This window comes from Haloferax larsenii, assembly GCF_024730625.1.
Taxonomy (GTDB): domain Archaea; phylum Halobacteriota; class Halobacteria; order Halobacteriales; family Haloferacaceae; genus Haloferax; species Haloferax larsenii.
Window position 1 is genome coordinate 157,903 of record NZ_CP078064.1, and the last position, 18,105, is coordinate 176,007.

Sequence of the window (18,105 nt, forward strand, 5' to 3'; positions counted from 1 at the left end):
CTGAGTTCGTTTCAGTGGTGAGAGAACAGGAAGCACGGAGACAACCCTTCGACGAGACCTAGGTGTACTCTCCAACAGTTCGGACTCCCGCTCACCGGAACGTGGTTGGTCCCGGTGTTCGGAGACGCCTGCACCCCGCGAAGGATTGAAACGGTCCGGGAGGAAATGTTTGGGACATAATGACACACATCGGCGAGTTGCGGATTCTCGTCCCGGTCGATGTCTCGGGGACGGAGTCGCCACCCCTCGACGTCATCGACCATCTCGGTGCCGTCGAGATAGTGTTACTCGGGTATTTCCCGGTGCCGGACCAGGCCGAACCGGCACTGCTCAGGGACCAGTACGGTCCCAAGGCCACCGACCGGTTGGACACGGTCGCCGACGAGCACGGTAACCCCGCCGAGGTGCTCGTCTTCACGCACGACCACGAGGCCACCATCGACCGCATCGCGGACGAGTACGACTGCGACGCGGTGCTGACGACCGGCCGTTCGACTGCCGTCGACCGCGTCCTCGTCCCGCTTCGTGGGGACGTGAACCTCGACCGAATCCTCGCAGTCGTCGCTGACCTGTTGCTCGCAGGCAACGAGACCGCCACCCTGTTCCACTCGGTCGCGGAGGACGCCGACCCAACCCAGGGAGAGTTACTCCTCATGGGTGCTGTCGACCGCCTCGTCGAGTACGGAGTCGACCGTGACAGGGTCGATTGGCGACTCTCTGAGGGCGGTGACCCACAGACTGACATCGTCGAACTCGGAGCAGCGTACGACCTCGTCGTCCTCGGCGAGACCGACCCCTCACTCCGCGAGCGTATCATCGGGGACGTTCTCTCGGCTATCGTCAGCGAACTCGATGTCCCATCGCTCATCGTGAGGGATGTCGAGTGAACCCGAACGCTACGACATGGAGGCGGGACAGATGAGCGCCGACGAAGGCGAACTCGAGCGTACGCTCGGATTCCTCGAGGCGATGACGCTCGGCGGGGGGACGATGATCGGTGCGGGAATATTCATCCTCCCGGGTATCGCCGCCGAAACCGCTGGTCCCGCGAGTTCGATTTCCTACGCTATCGCTGGCTTCGTCGCGCTGCTCGCGGCGCTCTCGCTGTCCGAACTGGCGACCGGGATGCCCATCGCTGGGGGGAGCTATCACTACGTCAACCGCGCACTCGGCGGACTCTTCGGGGCCGTCGTCGGCTGGGGGATGTGGACGGGGCTGATGTTCGCCAGCGCGTTCTACATGATCGGCTTCGGGCAGTATCTCGTCGAGCCGATTCCGTTCCTCGACGGACGGGTCTTCATCGTCGCCCTCGGGCTCGTCGGGCTCGTTCTCCTCCTCGGGGTCAATTACTACGGGACCGAGGAGTCGAGCGCCTTCCAGAACGTCACCATCGGGGCCGAGACTGCCATCATCCTCGTCTTCGTCGCGGTCGGCGTGTTCTTCATCGACCCGGGGAACCTCGAACCGTTCGCTCCCTTCGGGCCCGACGGTGTCGTCGCCACGACTGGAATCGTCTTCATCTCGTTCCTCGGCTTCGAGATTATCGCCACCGTCGCGGGCGAAATCAAGAACCCCAGTCGAATCATCCCGCTGTCGATGATTCTCTCGGTGGTGCTGGTGACCATCCTCTACGTTCTCGTCATGCTCGTCAGCACTGGCGTCATCCCCTTCGAGTCGCTCGGCGACTCTCCTATCCCGGTTTCGGACGTGGCTGTCGTCTACCTTGGTCCGGTGGGGGTCGTCGCAATCGTCTTCGCCGCCATCATCGCGGCGATATCGAGCTCGAACTCCTCGATACTCGCAGCCTCGCGGGTTATCTACGCCATGGGAAGAGACGGAGTCGTGACCGACTGGTTCAACGTGAGCCACCCTCGGTTCTACACGCCCCACCGAGCCATTGCGGCCACTGGCGGCGTGACGGCACTGCTGATTCTCGTCGGTCTCGAAGTGGAGACTATCATCGCGCTGCTTGCAGAGGCAGCGAGCTTCAGTTTCCTCGTCGCCTACTCGCTCGTCCACATCTCACTCGTCGTCTTCCGACGGGCCGACCCGGATGGCTACGACCCCTCGTTCGCGCTCCCCCGACCGCTCTACCCGGCCGTCCCGGTACTGGGAGTGGTGCTGTCGCTCGTCGTCGTCTCGCAGATGGCGACTGTCGTCGTCGTTATCGGGTCGGGCATCGTCGCCTTCGGACTCGTCTGGTACGCGACCTACACGCGGGGACGAGTCGTGAACGAGGGACTCCTCGGCGAAGCGATTCGAGGCAAACCAGCCGAACCGTTCCGCGTGGTCGTTCCGGTGGCGAATCCGACGACACAGCGCGGCCTCCTCCGTCTGGCGGCGGCCAGCGCGCACGCCAACGAGGACCGGGGGACGCCCGAACTCGTTGCGGTCAACGTCACGCCGGTCGCACATCCCTCGCCGTTCCAGAACGTCGAGGCCGACCGCTTCGAGCATCAGCGCGAACTTCTCGAGAGTGCCCACGACATCGCGGCCGAGATGGACGTCACCCTCCGGACCAGAACGGTCGTCGCTCCCGACGTGGGAGCGGCGATACTCGACGTGCTCGAAGAGGAGGACGCCGACGAGGCCATCCTCGGCTGGGATGGGTCGCTCGAACGTGACGGCAACGTCTTCGGCGCAACGGTCGACCCAGTGGTTCGGAACGCGAGCTGTGACGTCTCACTCGTCACCCTCACAAACGAGACCATCGGGACGCCAGTGGCACTCATCGCCCCCGGTCACAATGCGCCGGTCGTCGCCCATCAGGCGGTCGAATTCGCAACCGTCGACGGGGCTGTCCCGACCCTTCTGAACGTCCAGTCTCCCCGGGGGAAGAGCGACTCGGGCGCCGAAGAACGGGGACGGTCGGTCGTCGCCGACGCTGCCGAGGCGGCGGGCCTCGACCCCAACGAGTACGAGGTTCAGGTCGTCGTCGCGGACGATATCGGTCGGGCGGTCGTCGAGGCGACCAGTCAGTACGACACCGTCTGCGTCGGACTCTCTGGGCGGACCGAGGGGTCCCAGATACCCTTCGGAACAGTCACCAAACGAGTCGTGCACGACGTTCCGAGTAACGTCGCCCTGATACGCGGCTCGTGAGCGCCCTCGACGTTCCTCCACGGCACTAGCGCAGTCGGTGTGTCCCCGTCTAGCAAAGCTATGCCCTCTGTTGCAGGAAATCACTGACTGACTCGCGCTACGTCCAGCACGGCCTCTCCAAACCTCGCACCTGAAACCCCTCGCAGAGCGGCACATCTGTACGGTTAAGTCTCTCGAAGGGTCACGGTGGATATGGATTTCTTCAGCACGGAAACCCCAATCATTGGGATGGTCCACTTACCGCCCCTTCCAGGTTCTCCCGGGTTCGAGGGTAATCGAGACGAAATTCGAACCCGACTTCTTGAGGATGCCACAGCCTTGGAATCGGGTGGTGTCGACGGCATTATGCTCGAAAACTTCGGTGATGCTCCGTTTTATCCAGACCGGGTGCCTCGCCACGTCGTCGCTGACGTTGCAGCACTCGCGAACACACTTCGTGAGAATGTCACGGTCCCATTTGGCGTGAACATCCTCCGAAACGACGTCCAAAGTGCGCTCGGCATCGCCGCTGCGACAGATGGCGCGTTCGTTCGCGTGAACGTCCATACCGGTGCCCGGCTTACTGATCAGGGTCTCATCGAGGGGATGGCACACGAAACGCTCCGTCTGCGTGACCAACTTGACACCGACGTGGCCATTCTCGCAGACATCGACGTGAAACACTCTGCCCCACTCGCCGAACGGTCACACACAGAGGTCGTTGGTGAACTCGTCGAACGTGGCGGTGCCGACGGAATCATCGTGAGTGGAACTGGCACGGGCGAGGCTGTCGATACGACGGTTCTCGAAGACGTGGTCGACGCTCGCGATGCTCGCGGTCTCGACGCCCCGGTCTTAATCGGCAGCGGTGTCACCCCCGAGACGGCACCCGAACTGCTGTCGGTCGCAGATGGTGCAATCGTTGGAACTGCTCTCAAAGAAGGTGGCGAGACGACGAACCCTGTCGACGAAGCAGCAGTCGAACGGCTTGTCGCGTCCGTTCGCTAATTCGCTGGGCGGCTCTCTTGTCTTCAGCGGGAAATTGGGATTGCGTGACTCACCGCATCTCTAGAAACTCTTGCACGTCGGCTTCGGATGGGAGATTGCCACGTGCGCCCAGTTCAGTACAGTTGAGCGCGGCTGTGGCAGCGGCAAAGCGTCCTGCGTTGCGTGCTGCATAGTCGTTCAGCAGCCACGTGTGAATCAGTCCCGCCGTGAAGGTATCGCCAGCGCCGGTCGTATCAGTCACATCCACCTCGAAGGCCGGGATGTCGGTCACCGTGTCTCCTTCGAGCAGGCGTGCTCCGTTACTCCCTTGTGTAATCGCCGCACGAGGGACATTCTGCTGTGTAAGCGTGGCAATGGCTTCGTCGGTGCCACCGAAATACGAGCGTGCAGCGACCTCACCGACCACGAATAAATCGACAACAGAAAGCAGTCGGTCAATCGTCTCTGGTGTTGTCCCGCGCCCTTCGAGTTCCGAGAGTGGACCTGCGAGGTCGAATACGAGTGTCGAAATCTCATGCTGCTCACGGGCTGTCACGAGTCTCGAAACCACCTCATCTGGTGCATAGGCGCTCGTGAACACCACGTTGGCGTCACTTGCATACTCAATATCGCGAGCATCAAGCCGAAGGTTCGGAATGCTCTGGCCACCGGCGACAATCATTCGTACTCCATCTGGACCACGGAGAATCAGCGTATACGACGATTCTTCGGAGCCGACTTGAATCCGAGAACGGTCGATGTCACGTGCGTGGAGGTCAGCTTCGGTCTCGGCAGCATCATCGCCCCCGACGCGCGTGATAATTCCCGTCTTGTTCCCAAACTCGGAGAGCCCCGAGGCGACGTTTGCAGCGACGCCTCCCACGTCGGTCGTGTGTTCGCGGGCGAACGCACCGCCGTCGGGTTCCGGGAGATTCGACAGAGAATAGATGTGGTCGATAACGGCACTGCCGACCGTCACGACATCGAACGATGACATACGCCTACTCGACGGTGGTCCGTCTTGAACATACAGGGATTAGGGTGTGCCAGTCGAATCCTTCGTCTATTTGTGACGTGTTTCGGGGCTCCGATACTACCGCTCGTAAGGTCTCAGTTTGCAAGGCCGTCGCTGGCACCGCTGTTGTTCATGCTTGGCACTGTAATCGAATTCACCGCACTAATGAGTGTGGACTGCAGCGAGCGATACGCGGCTCACCTCCGTACTCCCACGAAAGCGTCGTTGTTTCGTCGTCGCTTGCAGGGTGGTTAGCCGAGTGTGACCTAATCAAACCCGGCTTGCCTGAACTATATTCGACGGACGGTTCTATCTCAATCTAGAACGATGGACGCACAACGTATCGACCATGTTCACCTCCGAATCCCGGAGGATGAGATCGAGCACGCAATCGAATTCTATCAGGGGCTCCTTGGGTTCCCACTCGAAGGATTCGACGAGTACGAAGCAGATGAGACGCCGATTTTTCACTTCCGGCTGACACCAGACACGATTATCCACGTGAGGCCGACCGACGAGTTCGTCCACCCCGAACGCGAGAACTTCGACCACCTCGCTATCATTCTGGACGAAGACATCGAAGACGTCAAGCAGGAACTTGAGGATGCCGGCGTCATTATCGAGCGAGAAGGGACGCCTTACGGTGCGACCGGTGAAGCCCCAGCAATCTACGTTCGGGACCCGTTCGGCTATCTCCTCGAACTCAAAGAGCCCGCCGCGGAGACGGCCTAATCGACGCCCGCACACGACAACCAACTACAATTCAACATACATGGGACGCCTCATCGACGGCCACTGGAAGACGACTGACGAATTGACTGAGAACGACCAGAATCGACGTGACGACGGATTCCGAAATCGAGTCTCCCCGAATTCTCGACACCCTCCGGAACCGGGGCGCTATCACCTGTACATCGCTCGCGCCTGTCCATGGGCACACGGGGCTGCCCTCGTCCGGAAACTGCTCGGGCTGGAGGACGCCATCTCAATGGACATCGTCGACCCCCACCGTGGGGCAGGCGGTTGGCGGTTCACTCCTGACAACCCTGGCAGTACGCCGGATTCCCTCCACGGCTCGGACTACCTCCACGAAGTCTACACCGCAGCCGACCCGGAGTATACTGGTGGCGTCACCACGCCGGTCCTCTGGGACCGAGAGGCCGGGACTATCGTCAACAACGAGTCCATCGAGATTATGGAGATGCTCGCGACGGCGTTCGCTGACCACAGCGACGAGTACGACCTGTATCCGACGGGTAAGCGTGACCGCATCGACGCAGTCGTCGAGAAACTGTACGAACCGATTCTCAAAGGCGTGTATACTGCCGGGTTCGCGCAGTCGCAGGATACCTACGAGAGAGCAGTCGAGGCTATGTTCGACGCCCTCGACTACTGGGAGGACGTGCTCGATGACCAGCGATTCCTCGTCGGTGACTCGCTCACCATCGCCGACCTTCGACTGTTCCCCGCGCTGGTCCGGTTCGACCCCGTCTACTACACGCACTTCAAATGTAACATCCGACGGCTTGTCGATTATCCCAACCTCTGGGGCTACACGCGCGACATTTACCAACACGACGGCGTCTCAGAGACGGTCAATCTCGACCACATCAAGAAGCACTACTACCGGAGTCATACGGATATCAACCCGACCGGATTCGTGCCGGTCGGCCCGGATATCGATTTTACGGCTTCTCACAATCGAAAATGAACAGTAAATGAATAACATCGGCTCAACGAGCCCCTCTATTCGAAGTCACTGGAGAGAAAAGCGGTCGGCGTTACCTGACGAATCGACCGCTTCTTGGGGTCTGAACGACAATAACGACGCAAATCATCTGCACAGTCGGTACGGTCAGTAGTTTCTGAGAGGGACAAGGCACTCCGAGACAAACGCTTACAGTAGGGGCTGCGGTATAGCTGATATGGTTCCAGCACCCGACGAGGATAGCGATGAAAACCTCCGAGAGGTTCGCGAACTCACGCCGAACGCGTGTCCAGGCGTCCAGTCGCTGGACCAGTTCGGGACCAAGTGGCGACTTCGGATTCTCTACAACCTATTCGATGGCAGTCACCGATTTAACGAGCTGAAGCGAGCCTCTGGGGCGAGTTCGTACACACTCTCGCGAGTCCTCGAATCACTCGAAGACGATGGAATCGTCGACCGTCGTGTCGAGGAAGGGCCACCGGTCGAGACCCACTACAGCTTGACTGAGAAGGGTGCAGCACTCGAGCCAGTGTTCGACGCAATCGACGAGTGGAATGCAGAGTGGGTTGGAGAAGCGAGTGAGCAGCCCACTGGGGCGCCTGACGTTTGATTTCTTCGGCTCTGTTGAAATCCTCAACGGCCAACATCTTCTGGTTGGGGTCGTGAAGTAGAGATAACATACTTACTACGGCCGAATGTAGTCAAACATGTGCAACGTCGCCACGCCCTCCTCGCCGCGACCGCCGCGTTGTCCGGATTCACCGGTTGTATCGCCCCGTTCACGTCCAGCGGATTCCTCAAGGAGGTGAGCGTCAAACTTTGGAATGCGGACGACAGAGCGCGGACGTTCCACCTCGCGCTCGAAACCGAAGCCGGCATGCTAGACTGGGAGTCACACCATATCGACGCGGGCGCCGACGAGCTAGTGACGATTGCTCCGGACGAAGACGTCTCCCCGGTCGCGTTACACGGAGCCGTCGAGGATTTCGCAGGGAGCGTCGATGTCTTAGGTGTTGATGACCTCGACGAGGACTACTGCCTCCAATTCGATTTCTCGTACTTGCATCCAACCGACAAGCGACCGCAGTTGGCGATGATCGCCGACATCGAATGCGAACCGTGAACCCATTCTGCCGATAGATTCGCAACCTCCACTTACCAGCTGTTCCGTCGATAATAGTGTCTGATAAATGGGATCTCAACAGAGCCATTTCTTCCTCAAGAGCGTGGACAGGGGTCGCACGCTGGACCAGAAGACCCAGGACAGAACTCAGACCCTCCCGAACGATTTGGACTCATCTTACTGAGTTGCAATCGACCCTTCAGGTTCAAGTGACATAGCTGAGAATGGTTCTGTGTGAGTACACTCTTTCAGCTCGCTGGAATTGTGATTTCGATACTTGGTGTCGCATACGTCGCCAAACCAAGGCGGATATACCACTTCGGATTTGATTTCTTACGTGACACTCAATCGGACCCATCTGAACCCACTGCTATAATCATCTGGTTATACCGATTCATTGGGGTCTGTCTCCTCGTTATTGGTGTTTCATACCTTACTTAGCGATTATCGGCCTTCTTTCCTGTCTAGTGAAAACCTCTGGTGAGGCGGGATGGAACTACTAGAATCATCTGTTGTTGATCGTTTACTGACCCCGTGCTGAATACAGGGCGAAAGTTGGTCATCATAGCCAGCATCTCCGACCCAATTGTCGGTGTTTCAGTTCCTCGAATCGCGTATCCAAGACAGAATCATTCTTGCCCAAACTACAGCACCGACGCCTGCCACTAATACAGCTATTCCAAGCAGAGCCAACGTAACAGACGTCTTCGGTAGCACATTCTTACTACTTCAGTTTTGAGTGTAGGTTTGTTGGCGATTCCCTCTCAGAGCCACACTTTGAGGTACTCACCCTGTTCATCTGTTGAACCAGTAGCCCACGGATCCGTGCGACCACTGTCCCGTCAGGCCTCGCGCCACTTGTGGCCGCACTCGACGCAGGTGAACAATCGAACCTCGTAGGACCCGCCCGGTTTCGGCATCATCTCGTAGTAGGCTCGGTTGCTGTCGCAGTCGTCCGCCGGACAGGGCTCCTGCATCGTCTCGGTAGAGCCTTGGGTCGCGTCGGCCACGGCGGGTGCTCCGTCGTCCTGCTGTCCATTCTGCGTCGTCATCGCCGCTTCTGCTTGCGAGTCCCGCGGCTCCTCGTTTTCACAGGAGCGACACACCCACGCGTTGCCCTCCGTGTGCATTATCGAACCACACTCGTCACAGAATTGCATATACCGCCGCAATACACGTGTGTCGGATATATGTGTTAATTTTCGCTTCGCGGTAGATTTCAGGCAAGCACCCACGTTGATTGTACTGAATTATCGAAGAGACAACAGGGGCGTCGCTGTCGAGGTTATTGGAATTAAAGCGAGAATACTCCTCAGCATACAATTACGATGATACGGCTGTAAACGAGCGGTGAAAGGAGGGATTGCTCCACTATCTTCGTGTCTGACACCCCACGACTGAACGAAATCGAGACGGTCCAGCAGGAGCAGCCACGGGCCGACTCGCTGAGGACAGCTATCTCACCCGCCGGGTTGCTTACTATTGGTTGCGATATGGAGGGAGTACCCAATCAGTGACAGCCCCGCCAGTTGGAGGACACGAGTCAGGAACCGGAAGACATCCTGAAACGAGAGCGTAACAATGTGGAACGCGATCAACCCCTGGCCAACGACGGCAAGCGCATAGGTGACGCCGAACAGGAGGACCATGCCGGCAGAGAGATACCGCATGGCCGGTTCGTCGTTGCGCCGGAGGCCACGGTACGCCTGGTAGCCAATATACAGGCCGATAAGAGCCGACCCAGTCGCCGCCACGCCCGCAAGCAGGTTCAAAAGCGAGCCGTCGAGTACTCTGTCGACTATCATCTCAGAACTTCCTCCATAGCCGTGTCAGTTCGTCTGCAACGTCCACGTCTGTACACTCGACTGTCCACGTCAACTCGCCGTCCTGGACGACGAGTTCGAACCGTTCGAGGGAGGCAACGTAGACCGTGTCGTGGTGGCCATCGCTCCGTGGCCGGGTTTGTTCTTCGAGGAGGCCAGCCTCGACGAGACGGTCAACACGCCGGTAGATAGCCGAGGGCGAGACGCCACAGTGGTCACTCAGCGCGCTGGCCGAGAGTGGGTCGGCACTGGTTGCGGCGAGGATATCCCGGACGTGGTCGTCGTCGAGGAGGGAAACGATGTCTGCAAGCTCAGCGTCGTCGGCCACGGACGTATCAGTCATTCGTTGGGCGTTTAAACTGGCGGTGTCTGGCCAGTGTCTGGCTATCGGACGAGTGTGGTGCGTCACGGCCCTGCGTGGGTGCTTGGGTCGGGACGAAACGGTCATGCTGTATCCTCCAAGCCGATTGCAAACAGCGGGCGGGTGGAACGCACAGAGGAGTACGTGACCGCAAGCCGCGTCGCTGGCTGTAGTTCACGTGCTGCATATGGGTCGTCAGCATCCTGGTCGATATCGTCGACGTGAATTACTCCGACATCCGGCACGGACTGTCGGCCGATTGTCACAGAGTCTCCCGGGGTGAGTTCGTCGTGGTCAGTTGGTAGTGGTCGTGTCTCTGTGAGTGACAGATACTCTCCGGGTTTGTCTGCGATATCGGCCCTGAACTGGAGGTCGGTCGTCGCCACCGACTCACCTGCTTCGTGGGTGAACGTCAGCGTCTGTGCGGCGGCATCCCGAGTGACACCCCACGTTATCTGTGGCGGTTGGGGTGTCGGTGGGTTGCCTTCTCCCGGTGGAATCCGCCCTTCGGCGACCGCGAGTTGGCCATCGATTCGGAAGTCAGTGGCGTCCACCTCTCGGGTGAGAACCGTGCCGTCGGTGCTTCGTTCGCGGAGGTCGGCTTCCGGGACTTTCATCCCTTCTGGATACAGGAAGGCCATGATGTGGTAGGCAGTATCGCCGTCGAAGCGGAAGCCTTCGAGTTTCGTCCACCGGCGGTCACCCTCCGGTGGAATGTACTCGACCATCCTGCTTTCACCAATCACCTCACTGAGTCGTCGGTAGGCGTCGTGTTCCTCGTGATAGCGTGGGATACGGCCATCACGAGCATCGACCAGCGCCTCGACATTTGGGTGTTCGTGGACGCGTTGGCTGGCCCAGACGATTTCTTCGTCGGTCACCAGTGCCTCGCGGTGGACGTCCGACCGGCTGAATCGTTCGTACCCTCTGTAAGTACCGTCGCGGCGGTAGCCGCTTGCGGTGAGAGTGTTCGTGATAGTCGTGGGGTCGACCCCGCCAGCGAGGACGGTCCCAAATCTGGTTTCCAGCAAGCGGTCGTAGCCCGTGTACCCGACCCCAAAATAGTCGAGTTCGGTACGGAGGCGCGTTTGAGGAACGACAAAACGGACCGGCGCGGGTGACGTGAGTGACTGTGGCTGCCGAAAACAAAACGCGTACTGTGAGTGGTCGCCCGTATCCACAGCCGTGGGTGCGGGCAGCCACTGTCGATACGTGGGTGGGTCAGCATCGGGCACGTCAACGCGGCCGAAGTGCTGGCGCGACCCCAATGGTGGTAACGCAGCGGTACAGCCGGCTGACAGCGTGGTGAACCCAGTTGCGAGGAGCCCAGCACAGCGACGGAGCACTGTCCGACGCGTTTGGGAACCGTTGGAGGACGGGTCGTCAGTGGGAACCATTGCACTTCCAACTGTGGGAGACAGGACTATCAGGTAGTGTGATGCGTCACAGTGAGCCGCAACCCGTCGATGGTTTTATATGTTTGAATAGGTGGCTACCATCGGTCGGGCAGGCATTTTGAGCCAACCAGTCCGATATATTCGTACGGGTAACCCCCTGACGCGATTGGCTCCGGGTATAAGCTCCGTTCAGGTATCGCCCCCGCCCACGGTCAGAGTGCGTTGCTGCACCGTCATGCGCGTAGTCCGTACAGCAGTGGCGCAGCGCTCACAAATAGCCCCCCGCGAACGACTGCTGGGGGAGCAACTGCTCTGTACTCAAATGTCGGCAGGCGGCGGAGGTCGAGCCCAGAGTCGCTCGGTGACGCGCTGGCGAGGCCGCCGTCCGGTGTAACGAACAGCACCCGATTCCCAGCGACCACTGGCGACTGGTCGATATTCCCGGATGCAACACCCGGGAGGTCTTCAGACGCCTCTGCCGTGGCTGTTGCTTGGATGACGCCGGTGTCTGGATTGATTTGATACAGTGTCCCACTCGTGTCGGTCGTGTAGAGTGTCTCGTCGAGGACCGTCGGTGAAAAACTCTGCGTCCCGTTGAGCTGTGTCTGCCACTGTTGTGCACCTGTCGCGCCGTCTACGGCAACCAAGTCCCCATCTCCAGTCCCGGTGTAGACCGTTCCATTCCAGACGAGTGGGACATCCCCAAGGTGCCCGCTCTCAAGCCTCGGATGCGTCCATTGGATGGTCCACGAATCGATGTCGACCGCAAACAGAGTGTTTTTCGTTCGTACATAGATCGTGTCAGGGCTCGCTGCGAGATGTCTCGGTGCTGCAGGCGCACTGAGTGCCGTCGGTGCTGCTGCAGGGCGGTCGAATACGATAAGTTGGCTTCCGGTGTTCCGATGGACGCCAACAATAATGGCGCCGTCAATGATGAGTGGCGAGGTTCGAATGGTAACCGATTCCGGGAATCGATGAATCGTCTCACGCGTCCCCGTCTCGAGGTCGATACGAGCCACCGCAGTCTTACTCACGGTGTATACCCAGCCATCAGCAAGCGATGGCGGTTTTACCAATCGCTCTCCGTCCGGTACCTCAACCTGCCACTTTCGGTCTCCCGTCAGTGCATCGATTGCTGTCGTCGAGAACTTTCTCGCTTGGACTACCACCCGTCCGTCGACGAGTGGTTGCGATGGCGGCTGGATGACCGACCCACTGAGACGGGTCGACCACGCCATTTCGGGCTCGGACATCTGGGGACCTGTTCCAGACCGGGCACGGTCGCCGTGCTGTGCTGTCCACGAACTGCCGACGGTTTCGATTGTGCCCTTTTGGCACCATTCACGAGTGCTGTCTGGAGTGGAGGTCGACTCTGGTGAAAGGCTACAGCCTGCGAGACTAGCGGCTACACTAACGAGGAGGGCTCTTCTGCACATTCAATTGACATTCCAATGCCGCAAAGTAATAAGCCACACGGGGCCTTCGTTTTGTTTCCACTCCGCCTAGAACCCGAAATCGGGCCACTTTGAGAATATCGTTTCGTCTGAATCACACACATCCTGCCCTGTGATATATATCGCATTGTCACGTACTGAAATCACTGCACCTGCTTCGCGACAGCCACGAAAGTCCAACTCACCGTCGGTGGTTGTGTGTGGGTTGCTTTCGAGTTGGGCAGAGACGACTATCGGACTGCTGTCAATGGCGAGGTCGCGTTCAATACGGTTCTCTGCGGGAATTGTGAGCGTTCCCTTGTACAATAGTTTTCCAGCAGTGGTTGTGACTGACACCTCCACTGTCCGTGGTTCCGTGTCAGAATTGACGAGTAAAAGACCCGGTTGCGGAGCTGATTTAGAGAGTCCCAGACAGCCACTGATACCAGCACTTATGGCTATGAGACATCCCTGGAGGAGATTCCGGCGTGATAACATATGTTTGTAGCAACAATTTCGACACACTTTGAGGTACTGGGATGTCGTCGGAAGGAAAGACAGCTTTCGACTTCCAAATAATCTTGCCCCGGCGTCAGCTACGACTGCTTCTTCACGAATCCCGTCAGAGGTCGGTCTCCACGAACTGCACCCGGCCGACGTGAAGCGCTGTTACGCTCACGAGAACAACGATGCCGACACTGTAGAGGAGGACTCCGGGTGGGACGGAACTGCCACCGCTGCTCGGAAGGAGTGCATGCTCGATGGTGTCGAGAGCAACGAATGGACTGAGATGGTTAAGGGCAAGTGGGAGAGAGACGCCTGCGGAGCGTTCGGCAACGACAGCCATCGATTCTCCTGCGACTGTGGCCTCGATTGCAGGAGTGACGAGCGACTTCCAGACCTGGGTGAATATCACGAACGTTCCGAGTGTCCCAGCAATCGCACGATAGGTGGACCGCGTTATTGCGGACACACTGAGTGCCAGACACGTGACCACGATGACACCGATCACGGCGACCAGCGTCCACGCGGTGAAGGCGGCGAAACGCACTTCCCCAAGTTGGAAGACGAAGATAAGCTTCGCCAGTATCGAACACGTGAGTATCGTCCCAACCGCGAGTAGTACCCTAGAGCTGGCCTTCGCGAGCAGCAGTTCGTCTCTCGTGAGTGGCTTGCCGAGGAGTGTCCGGAGTTGCCCGGACTGTCGCTCTGCGGCAATCGCTCGATGACCGACGAGAGCACCAAACAGGAATGCAGTGGTGGTGAGCCTGTCGGAGACAAACGTTACTTGTGCTACGACCGGGGTGATACTGCTGGGTTCAGTTGTCGTCCACACGGTTGACGCGGTGAACACGAGCAGTACGAGGGTGCCGGTGAGGACGGGGCCGTCTCTAACGGCGTGGCGACCATCCCTTGACGCGACGAGGTAAATTCGTGACAGCGGACTCTCTCCCGTTCGGTCGCTGTCAGAGATGCCGCTTAGGCTACGGAGGACACAGCCACCACCACTACCACTCGGGAGTCGCCGTCGAAGTCGAGTTGCGAGGTCAATCGCGTCTGGGTCGACTGTTAGGTCTGTTCGGCAGAACCGGGTCAACGACCGTCGCAGCGGCAGCGTTACGAACCCGAGGAACGAGGCCAGTGCGAACGCGAGCAATGGCAACGGCAGCAGCGATTGGCCGGTTGTCGCGGCCGCAACCGACGACTGGAGGAGCCGCCAGCAGGCGGTAAGCGGGTTTAGCAGTGTGAGAGACTGACGCCACCACGGGGCCTGTGCGAGCGTGTCGTACGTGAGCGCCTCGGCCGAACTGGTGAGTGTCTGCGAAACGAACGGCTCGACGACCGACACCCAGACGCCGAATTTCGGACTCAGGAAGAGGTAGACCCCGAAGAGTGCGACGAGAGCCGTGTATCGCGACGAGACGCGGGCAGAGAGTGCGACCGCAACGGCTGTCCAACTCATCGCGTACGCGAGTATCCACCCTCCCATCACCCAGAACGGGACGACGTGCAGCGTACCGTATACGTCGAACACGATGTACTGTGTGACGAGCAGCACCACTACAACGGGGACGGCAGTCAGGATGACTCGCGAGAGTGCCTTCCCGAGAAAGACGTCGTGGCGTGTCAGTGGGAGTCCGAACAGTGTTCGGAGTCGCCCTTGTGTTCGGTCCCCGACGATAGCGTTGTATCCGATTGCGACGGAGACGGGGACCGTGTACGTCACCAAATCGTATCCAGCCCGATTCAGGAACACCTCGATTGGTGGTGATGATCCGGACGGCGGTCGCACGCTGGGTAGGTAGACAGCAGCGAGTAGGAGTACGGCACCCCAGACGACCTTGTTTTGGACCATCCGACGGAGGTCGCGTCGCACGACGGCACGAATTGCGGTCGCGCTCATCTCTCCGCCTCGGCCGCCCGGAGGAACGCTTGTTCGAGTGACGGCCCCCGGCTGTGGAGGTCGGCGATAGCCATGCCCGATTCATCGAGCCAACGAACGACTGCCGACTTGTCTGCTGGAGACCTGCAGGTGAGATGCAACGTGCCGTCGTCTACTGTTGCCTCTGTGACGCGTTCCGAGGCAGAGACTCGTTCTGCGAGGTCTTCCGATGGACTTTCGACCGCGAGTGTCAGCTGCGGGTCCGCGTCCATCTCCCGCCGAAATTCGTGTACGTCGTCGGTGAGGAGGAGTCGGCCGCCGTGCATGACACCGACCCGGTCGCAAATCAATTCGACTTGGTCCATGATGTGACTGGAGAAGAACACTGTCGCTCCTCGGGCGCGCTCCTTGCGTATCACCTCACGGAAGACGCGTGCACCCGCCGGGTCCAACCCGCTGAGTGGCTCGTCGAGGAGCAGTAATTCCGGCTGTCCGACCAGCGCAGTCGCGAGTCTGAGACGCTGACGCATCCCCTTCGACAAGCCTCCAATGGTGCGGTCGGCTGCGTCTTCGATTCCAACTCGGCCCAGCAGTTCGTCGATGTCGTCGTCAGCCTCATTCATCCGGACGGCGAACTGGAGATGGTCCCGAGGAGTATCTCGTGGATAGAGTCCGCCAGCTTCAGGCAGCGAACCGACCCGTTTTCGGACTTCGAGCGGATTCTCTTCGGGGTCGTATCCGAGTATCGAAAGCGAACCGGAGCTCCGCCGAACCAGGTCCAGAAAGATGTTGATGGCCGTCGATTTCCCGGCACCATTCGGTCCGAGGAAGCCGAATGACTCGCCGCGCTCGACACGGAGGGTGAGGCCGTCGAGCGCGGTAATGTCTCCGTACCTTTTCGTTAGGGACCGTGCTTCGATAATGGGCACGAAGGGTCGCAGATAGTGACAAATGAAAAGTATTTATGTTTAATTTACAACTTTGTGTCCACGGTGGTGGTTGGTGATTTTTGGAGGATCAGTCAGCCGAAATCCTTCAGATTTGATTTCTGTGACGACTATGGGGTATCTTGGTTGGTGGCCCTTTGCCACCCTTCGTCGCTGCTCCTTTGGTGCGGCTGTGCTGCAGCCAGCACGCACGTTGGCCACTGGTCAGCCGGGGGTGGCTGGATAGGACCGCTCATCATAGGGTGTACGTGAGCTCGACTAGCGCGCTTTCTTCGCTTCAATATACGAACCCCCCGAGTGAACATTGTTCCCGCCGTGAAACACGATGTTTGACCGCTATGCGGGCAGTTTCGCACGTGTTTATCACTCGAATCGACTCCCTGCATCACGCACGATGTACTGTTCCTGTAAAGAGGGAGCCACTAATAAATGGGAAAGAGGTGACCCAGTGGACATGAGTCTCAAACTTGAACCAGGGACCCCCGTGTACGCTTTGCTCCTGTTCGTCGGTGTTCTCGTGGCGGTGACCGCTGTGAACGTCGCCGTCATCGGTGCGTCCGTTCGAGGTGCTGTCCTCCGCGGCGTCGCCATCGGGGGTGGCGCTGCAGTCGCGAACTGGTTCCTGAACTAACCCGGTGTACGCCGAGTTCAGCCTGCGCCCTCGCCGCCAAGTAGTCTCGCAGCCGAATCGACGTCCCCGAAGTACCCCAGCTTGTGGGTCTCACCCCCGACGGTGCTGAGCTTGAGCGTGTCGTACCACGCGGGCAGCACCGCGGCAAAGAGGTCCGAGGACGTGGTCACGTCCGAGATCTCGTCGCGGTGAACCGACCACTGCGCTGCCCCCGTCAACTCGTTGTGGGCGACGACCGCGTCCGGGTAGATGTGATAGACGACGTGTCCGCTGACCACCCACCCGACCACGAGTTCGACGAGCACCCGGACACCTACGACCGCCGTGACACCGGCTGCGGCGCCGATGACACGGCCGGACGGCGCGCCGAGTATCTCCCCACCGACGACCAGTCCGACCAGCCCGCCGAACAGAACGGGGAACAGCATCAGCCCTAGCACGGAGGCGATGACCCCGCTGATCACCGCGGCTGTGAACGTGCCGCGACGGTCGCTTTTGAACGACGCAACTGGTTCGCTGTCGGGAGTCTCGACCGGCCGTTCGTCCCCAACGGTCTCGCCGCTGAACACCACCGACTTGACCCACTCCGAGTGGCGGCGCTCGACGAGGTCGTAGCCGACCCTCGCGCCGACGACTGCGAGCCCGAGACCGACGCGGCCGACGCCCGTGGCCTCCGCGCCGTTGATTGCGAGCGGGGCGACGACCGCGAGGACGAACACAAGTCCCAGATACGTCCGGGTATTGCCGCCGGTGGCGGCCGTCGACTCGTACGCCCCCGACCGTAGCCAACCCACGAACCGAGCTGTCTGGTCGACCACGACGGTGAGGACGGCCAGCGCGAGCGTCTCCGGTGGTGCGAATTCACTGACGAACGGCGCGACGGCACCGGTCAGTAGCAGTCCGGCGAGCGGCCAGAAGGCCGCGAGTGGAAGCACCGCCAGCAGCACGTACGGCACGTTCCGCGGGTACACCGGGGGGAGCCAGCTTCCCAACCGGACGCCTCCGCGGACGTCCGCGAGCGATTCGAGCGGGAACGGCATTCTCGTCCCGCGTGGCCTGTACGCTTCCGACGGCGGGAGCTCAGCAAACAGGGATTGGAGGGCGCTTCGACCGGCTGCGACCCCCGATTCGACCCAGTACACGAACAGCAGGAGGTGTGGCCCCCACTCGAAGCGGAGGACGCCCGCGGCCATCACCGCGGTGACCAGTGCCATCC

18 protein-coding genes are annotated in these 18,105 nt (G+C 59.8%); 9 read left to right on the top strand and 9 right to left on the bottom strand.

Annotated features, from left to right (window positions below):
- Window positions 1-179 precede the first annotated feature (179 nt).
- The 3 genes from KU306_RS16575 (at window position 180) to KU306_RS16585 (ending at window position 4,089) form a co-directional block, all read left to right on the top strand.
- Entirely contained in the window at window positions 180-887 is a 708-nt protein-coding gene (locus KU306_RS16575; RefSeq protein WP_258303656.1) for a universal stress protein, read from the top strand.
- A complete protein-coding gene (locus KU306_RS16580; RefSeq protein ID WP_258303657.1) occupies window positions 877-3,102 on the top strand; it encodes an amino acid permease in 2,226 nt (741 codons plus the stop codon). Before KU306_RS16575 ends, KU306_RS16580 begins: the two co-directional genes overlap by 11 nt.
- A 192-nt stretch (window positions 3,103-3,294) precedes the next feature.
- Complete coding sequence (locus KU306_RS16585) at window positions 3,295-4,089, top strand: BtpA/SgcQ family protein (RefSeq protein WP_258303658.1); 795 nt, start codon at window positions 3,295-3,297, stop codon at window positions 4,087-4,089.
- A gap of 49 nt (window positions 4,090-4,138) precedes the next feature.
- On the opposite strand, the gene KU306_RS16590 is transcribed toward KU306_RS16585, so the two are convergent.
- Window positions 4,139-5,065: a carbohydrate kinase family protein gene (locus KU306_RS16590; RefSeq protein ID WP_258303659.1), complete on the bottom strand. Its 927-nt coding sequence runs from the start codon at window positions 5,063-5,065 to the stop codon at window positions 4,139-4,141.
- 345 nt (window positions 5,066-5,410) lie between these two features.
- Between KU306_RS16590 and KU306_RS16595 the strand changes: the two genes are divergently transcribed.
- The 5 genes from KU306_RS16595 to KU306_RS19135 all read left to right on the top strand — a co-directional run bounded on the left by KU306_RS16595 (window position 5,411) and on the right by KU306_RS19135 (window position 8,355).
- Entirely contained in the window at window positions 5,411-5,815 is a 405-nt protein-coding gene (locus KU306_RS16595) for a VOC family protein (protein WP_258303660.1), read from the top strand.
- 40 nt (window positions 5,816-5,855) lie between these two features.
- On the top strand, window positions 5,856-6,794 hold the full coding sequence (locus tag KU306_RS16600; RefSeq protein ID WP_007541994.1) for a glutathione S-transferase family protein: 939 nt from the start codon (window positions 5,856-5,858) through the stop codon (window positions 6,792-6,794).
- Window positions 6,795-7,008: 214 nt separating this feature from the next.
- Window positions 7,009-7,401 (top strand): winged helix-turn-helix transcriptional regulator, encoded by a 393-nt coding sequence (locus KU306_RS16605; RefSeq protein ID WP_258303661.1) that lies wholly within the window; start codon window positions 7,009-7,011, stop codon window positions 7,399-7,401.
- Window positions 7,402-7,500: 99 nt separating this feature from the next.
- Window positions 7,501-7,914: a hypothetical protein gene (locus tag KU306_RS16610; RefSeq protein WP_258303662.1), complete on the top strand. Its 414-nt coding sequence runs from the start codon at window positions 7,501-7,503 to the stop codon at window positions 7,912-7,914.
- Window positions 7,915-8,178: 264 nt separating this feature from the next.
- Window positions 8,179-8,355, top strand: coding sequence for a DUF6199 family natural product biosynthesis protein (locus tag KU306_RS19135; protein ID WP_484494629.1), 177 nt, complete (start codon window positions 8,179-8,181; stop codon window positions 8,353-8,355).
- A 401-nt stretch (window positions 8,356-8,756) separates the two neighbouring features.
- Here KU306_RS19135 and KU306_RS16615 read toward each other — a convergent pair whose 3' ends face one another.
- From KU306_RS16615 to KU306_RS16650, 7 genes are all read right to left on the bottom strand, one after another.
- Window positions 8,757-9,074: an RPA12/RPB9/RPC11 RNA polymerase family protein gene (locus tag KU306_RS16615; RefSeq protein ID WP_258303663.1), complete on the bottom strand. Its 318-nt coding sequence runs from the start codon at window positions 9,072-9,074 to the stop codon at window positions 8,757-8,759.
- A gap of 300 nt (window positions 9,075-9,374) precedes the next feature.
- Window positions 9,375-9,719: a DUF7521 family protein gene (locus tag KU306_RS16620; protein ID WP_258303664.1), complete on the bottom strand. Its 345-nt coding sequence runs from the start codon at window positions 9,717-9,719 to the stop codon at window positions 9,375-9,377.
- A 1-nt stretch (window position 9,720) separates the two neighbouring features.
- Complete coding sequence (locus tag KU306_RS16625; protein WP_007542005.1) at window positions 9,721-10,080, bottom strand: ArsR/SmtB family transcription factor; 360 nt, start codon at window positions 10,078-10,080, stop codon at window positions 9,721-9,723.
- 101 nt (window positions 10,081-10,181) lie between these two features.
- Window positions 10,182-11,129 carry a hypothetical protein gene (locus KU306_RS16630; RefSeq protein ID WP_258303665.1) on the bottom strand — a complete coding sequence of 316 codons (948 nt, stop codon included), beginning with the start codon at window positions 11,127-11,129 and terminating at the stop codon, window positions 10,182-10,184.
- 599 nt (window positions 11,130-11,728) lie between these two features.
- Window positions 11,729-12,931 (bottom strand): outer membrane protein assembly factor BamB family protein, encoded by a 1,203-nt coding sequence (locus tag KU306_RS19005; protein WP_343218140.1) that lies wholly within the window; start codon window positions 12,929-12,931, stop codon window positions 11,729-11,731.
- Between the two features lie 619 nt (window positions 12,932-13,550).
- Complete coding sequence (locus KU306_RS16645) at window positions 13,551-15,332, bottom strand: ABC transporter permease (protein WP_258303666.1); 1,782 nt, start codon at window positions 15,330-15,332, stop codon at window positions 13,551-13,553.
- Window positions 15,329-16,240: an ABC transporter ATP-binding protein gene (locus KU306_RS16650; RefSeq protein WP_258303423.1), complete on the bottom strand. Its 912-nt coding sequence runs from the start codon at window positions 16,238-16,240 to the stop codon at window positions 15,329-15,331. Before KU306_RS16650 ends, KU306_RS16645 begins: the two co-directional genes overlap by 4 nt.
- A 472-nt stretch (window positions 16,241-16,712) precedes the next feature.
- Between KU306_RS16650 and KU306_RS16655 the strand changes: the two genes are divergently transcribed.
- Window positions 16,713-16,889: a hypothetical protein gene (locus tag KU306_RS16655; protein ID WP_258303424.1), complete on the top strand. Its 177-nt coding sequence runs from the start codon at window positions 16,713-16,715 to the stop codon at window positions 16,887-16,889.
- Between the two features lie 17 nt (window positions 16,890-16,906).
- Here the strand turns inward: KU306_RS16655 and KU306_RS16660 are convergent, their stop codons facing one another.
- Complete coding sequence (locus KU306_RS16660) at window positions 16,907-18,103, bottom strand: DUF6498-containing protein (protein WP_258303425.1); 1,197 nt, start codon at window positions 18,101-18,103, stop codon at window positions 16,907-16,909.
- Window positions 18,104-18,105: the final 2 nt, after the last annotated feature.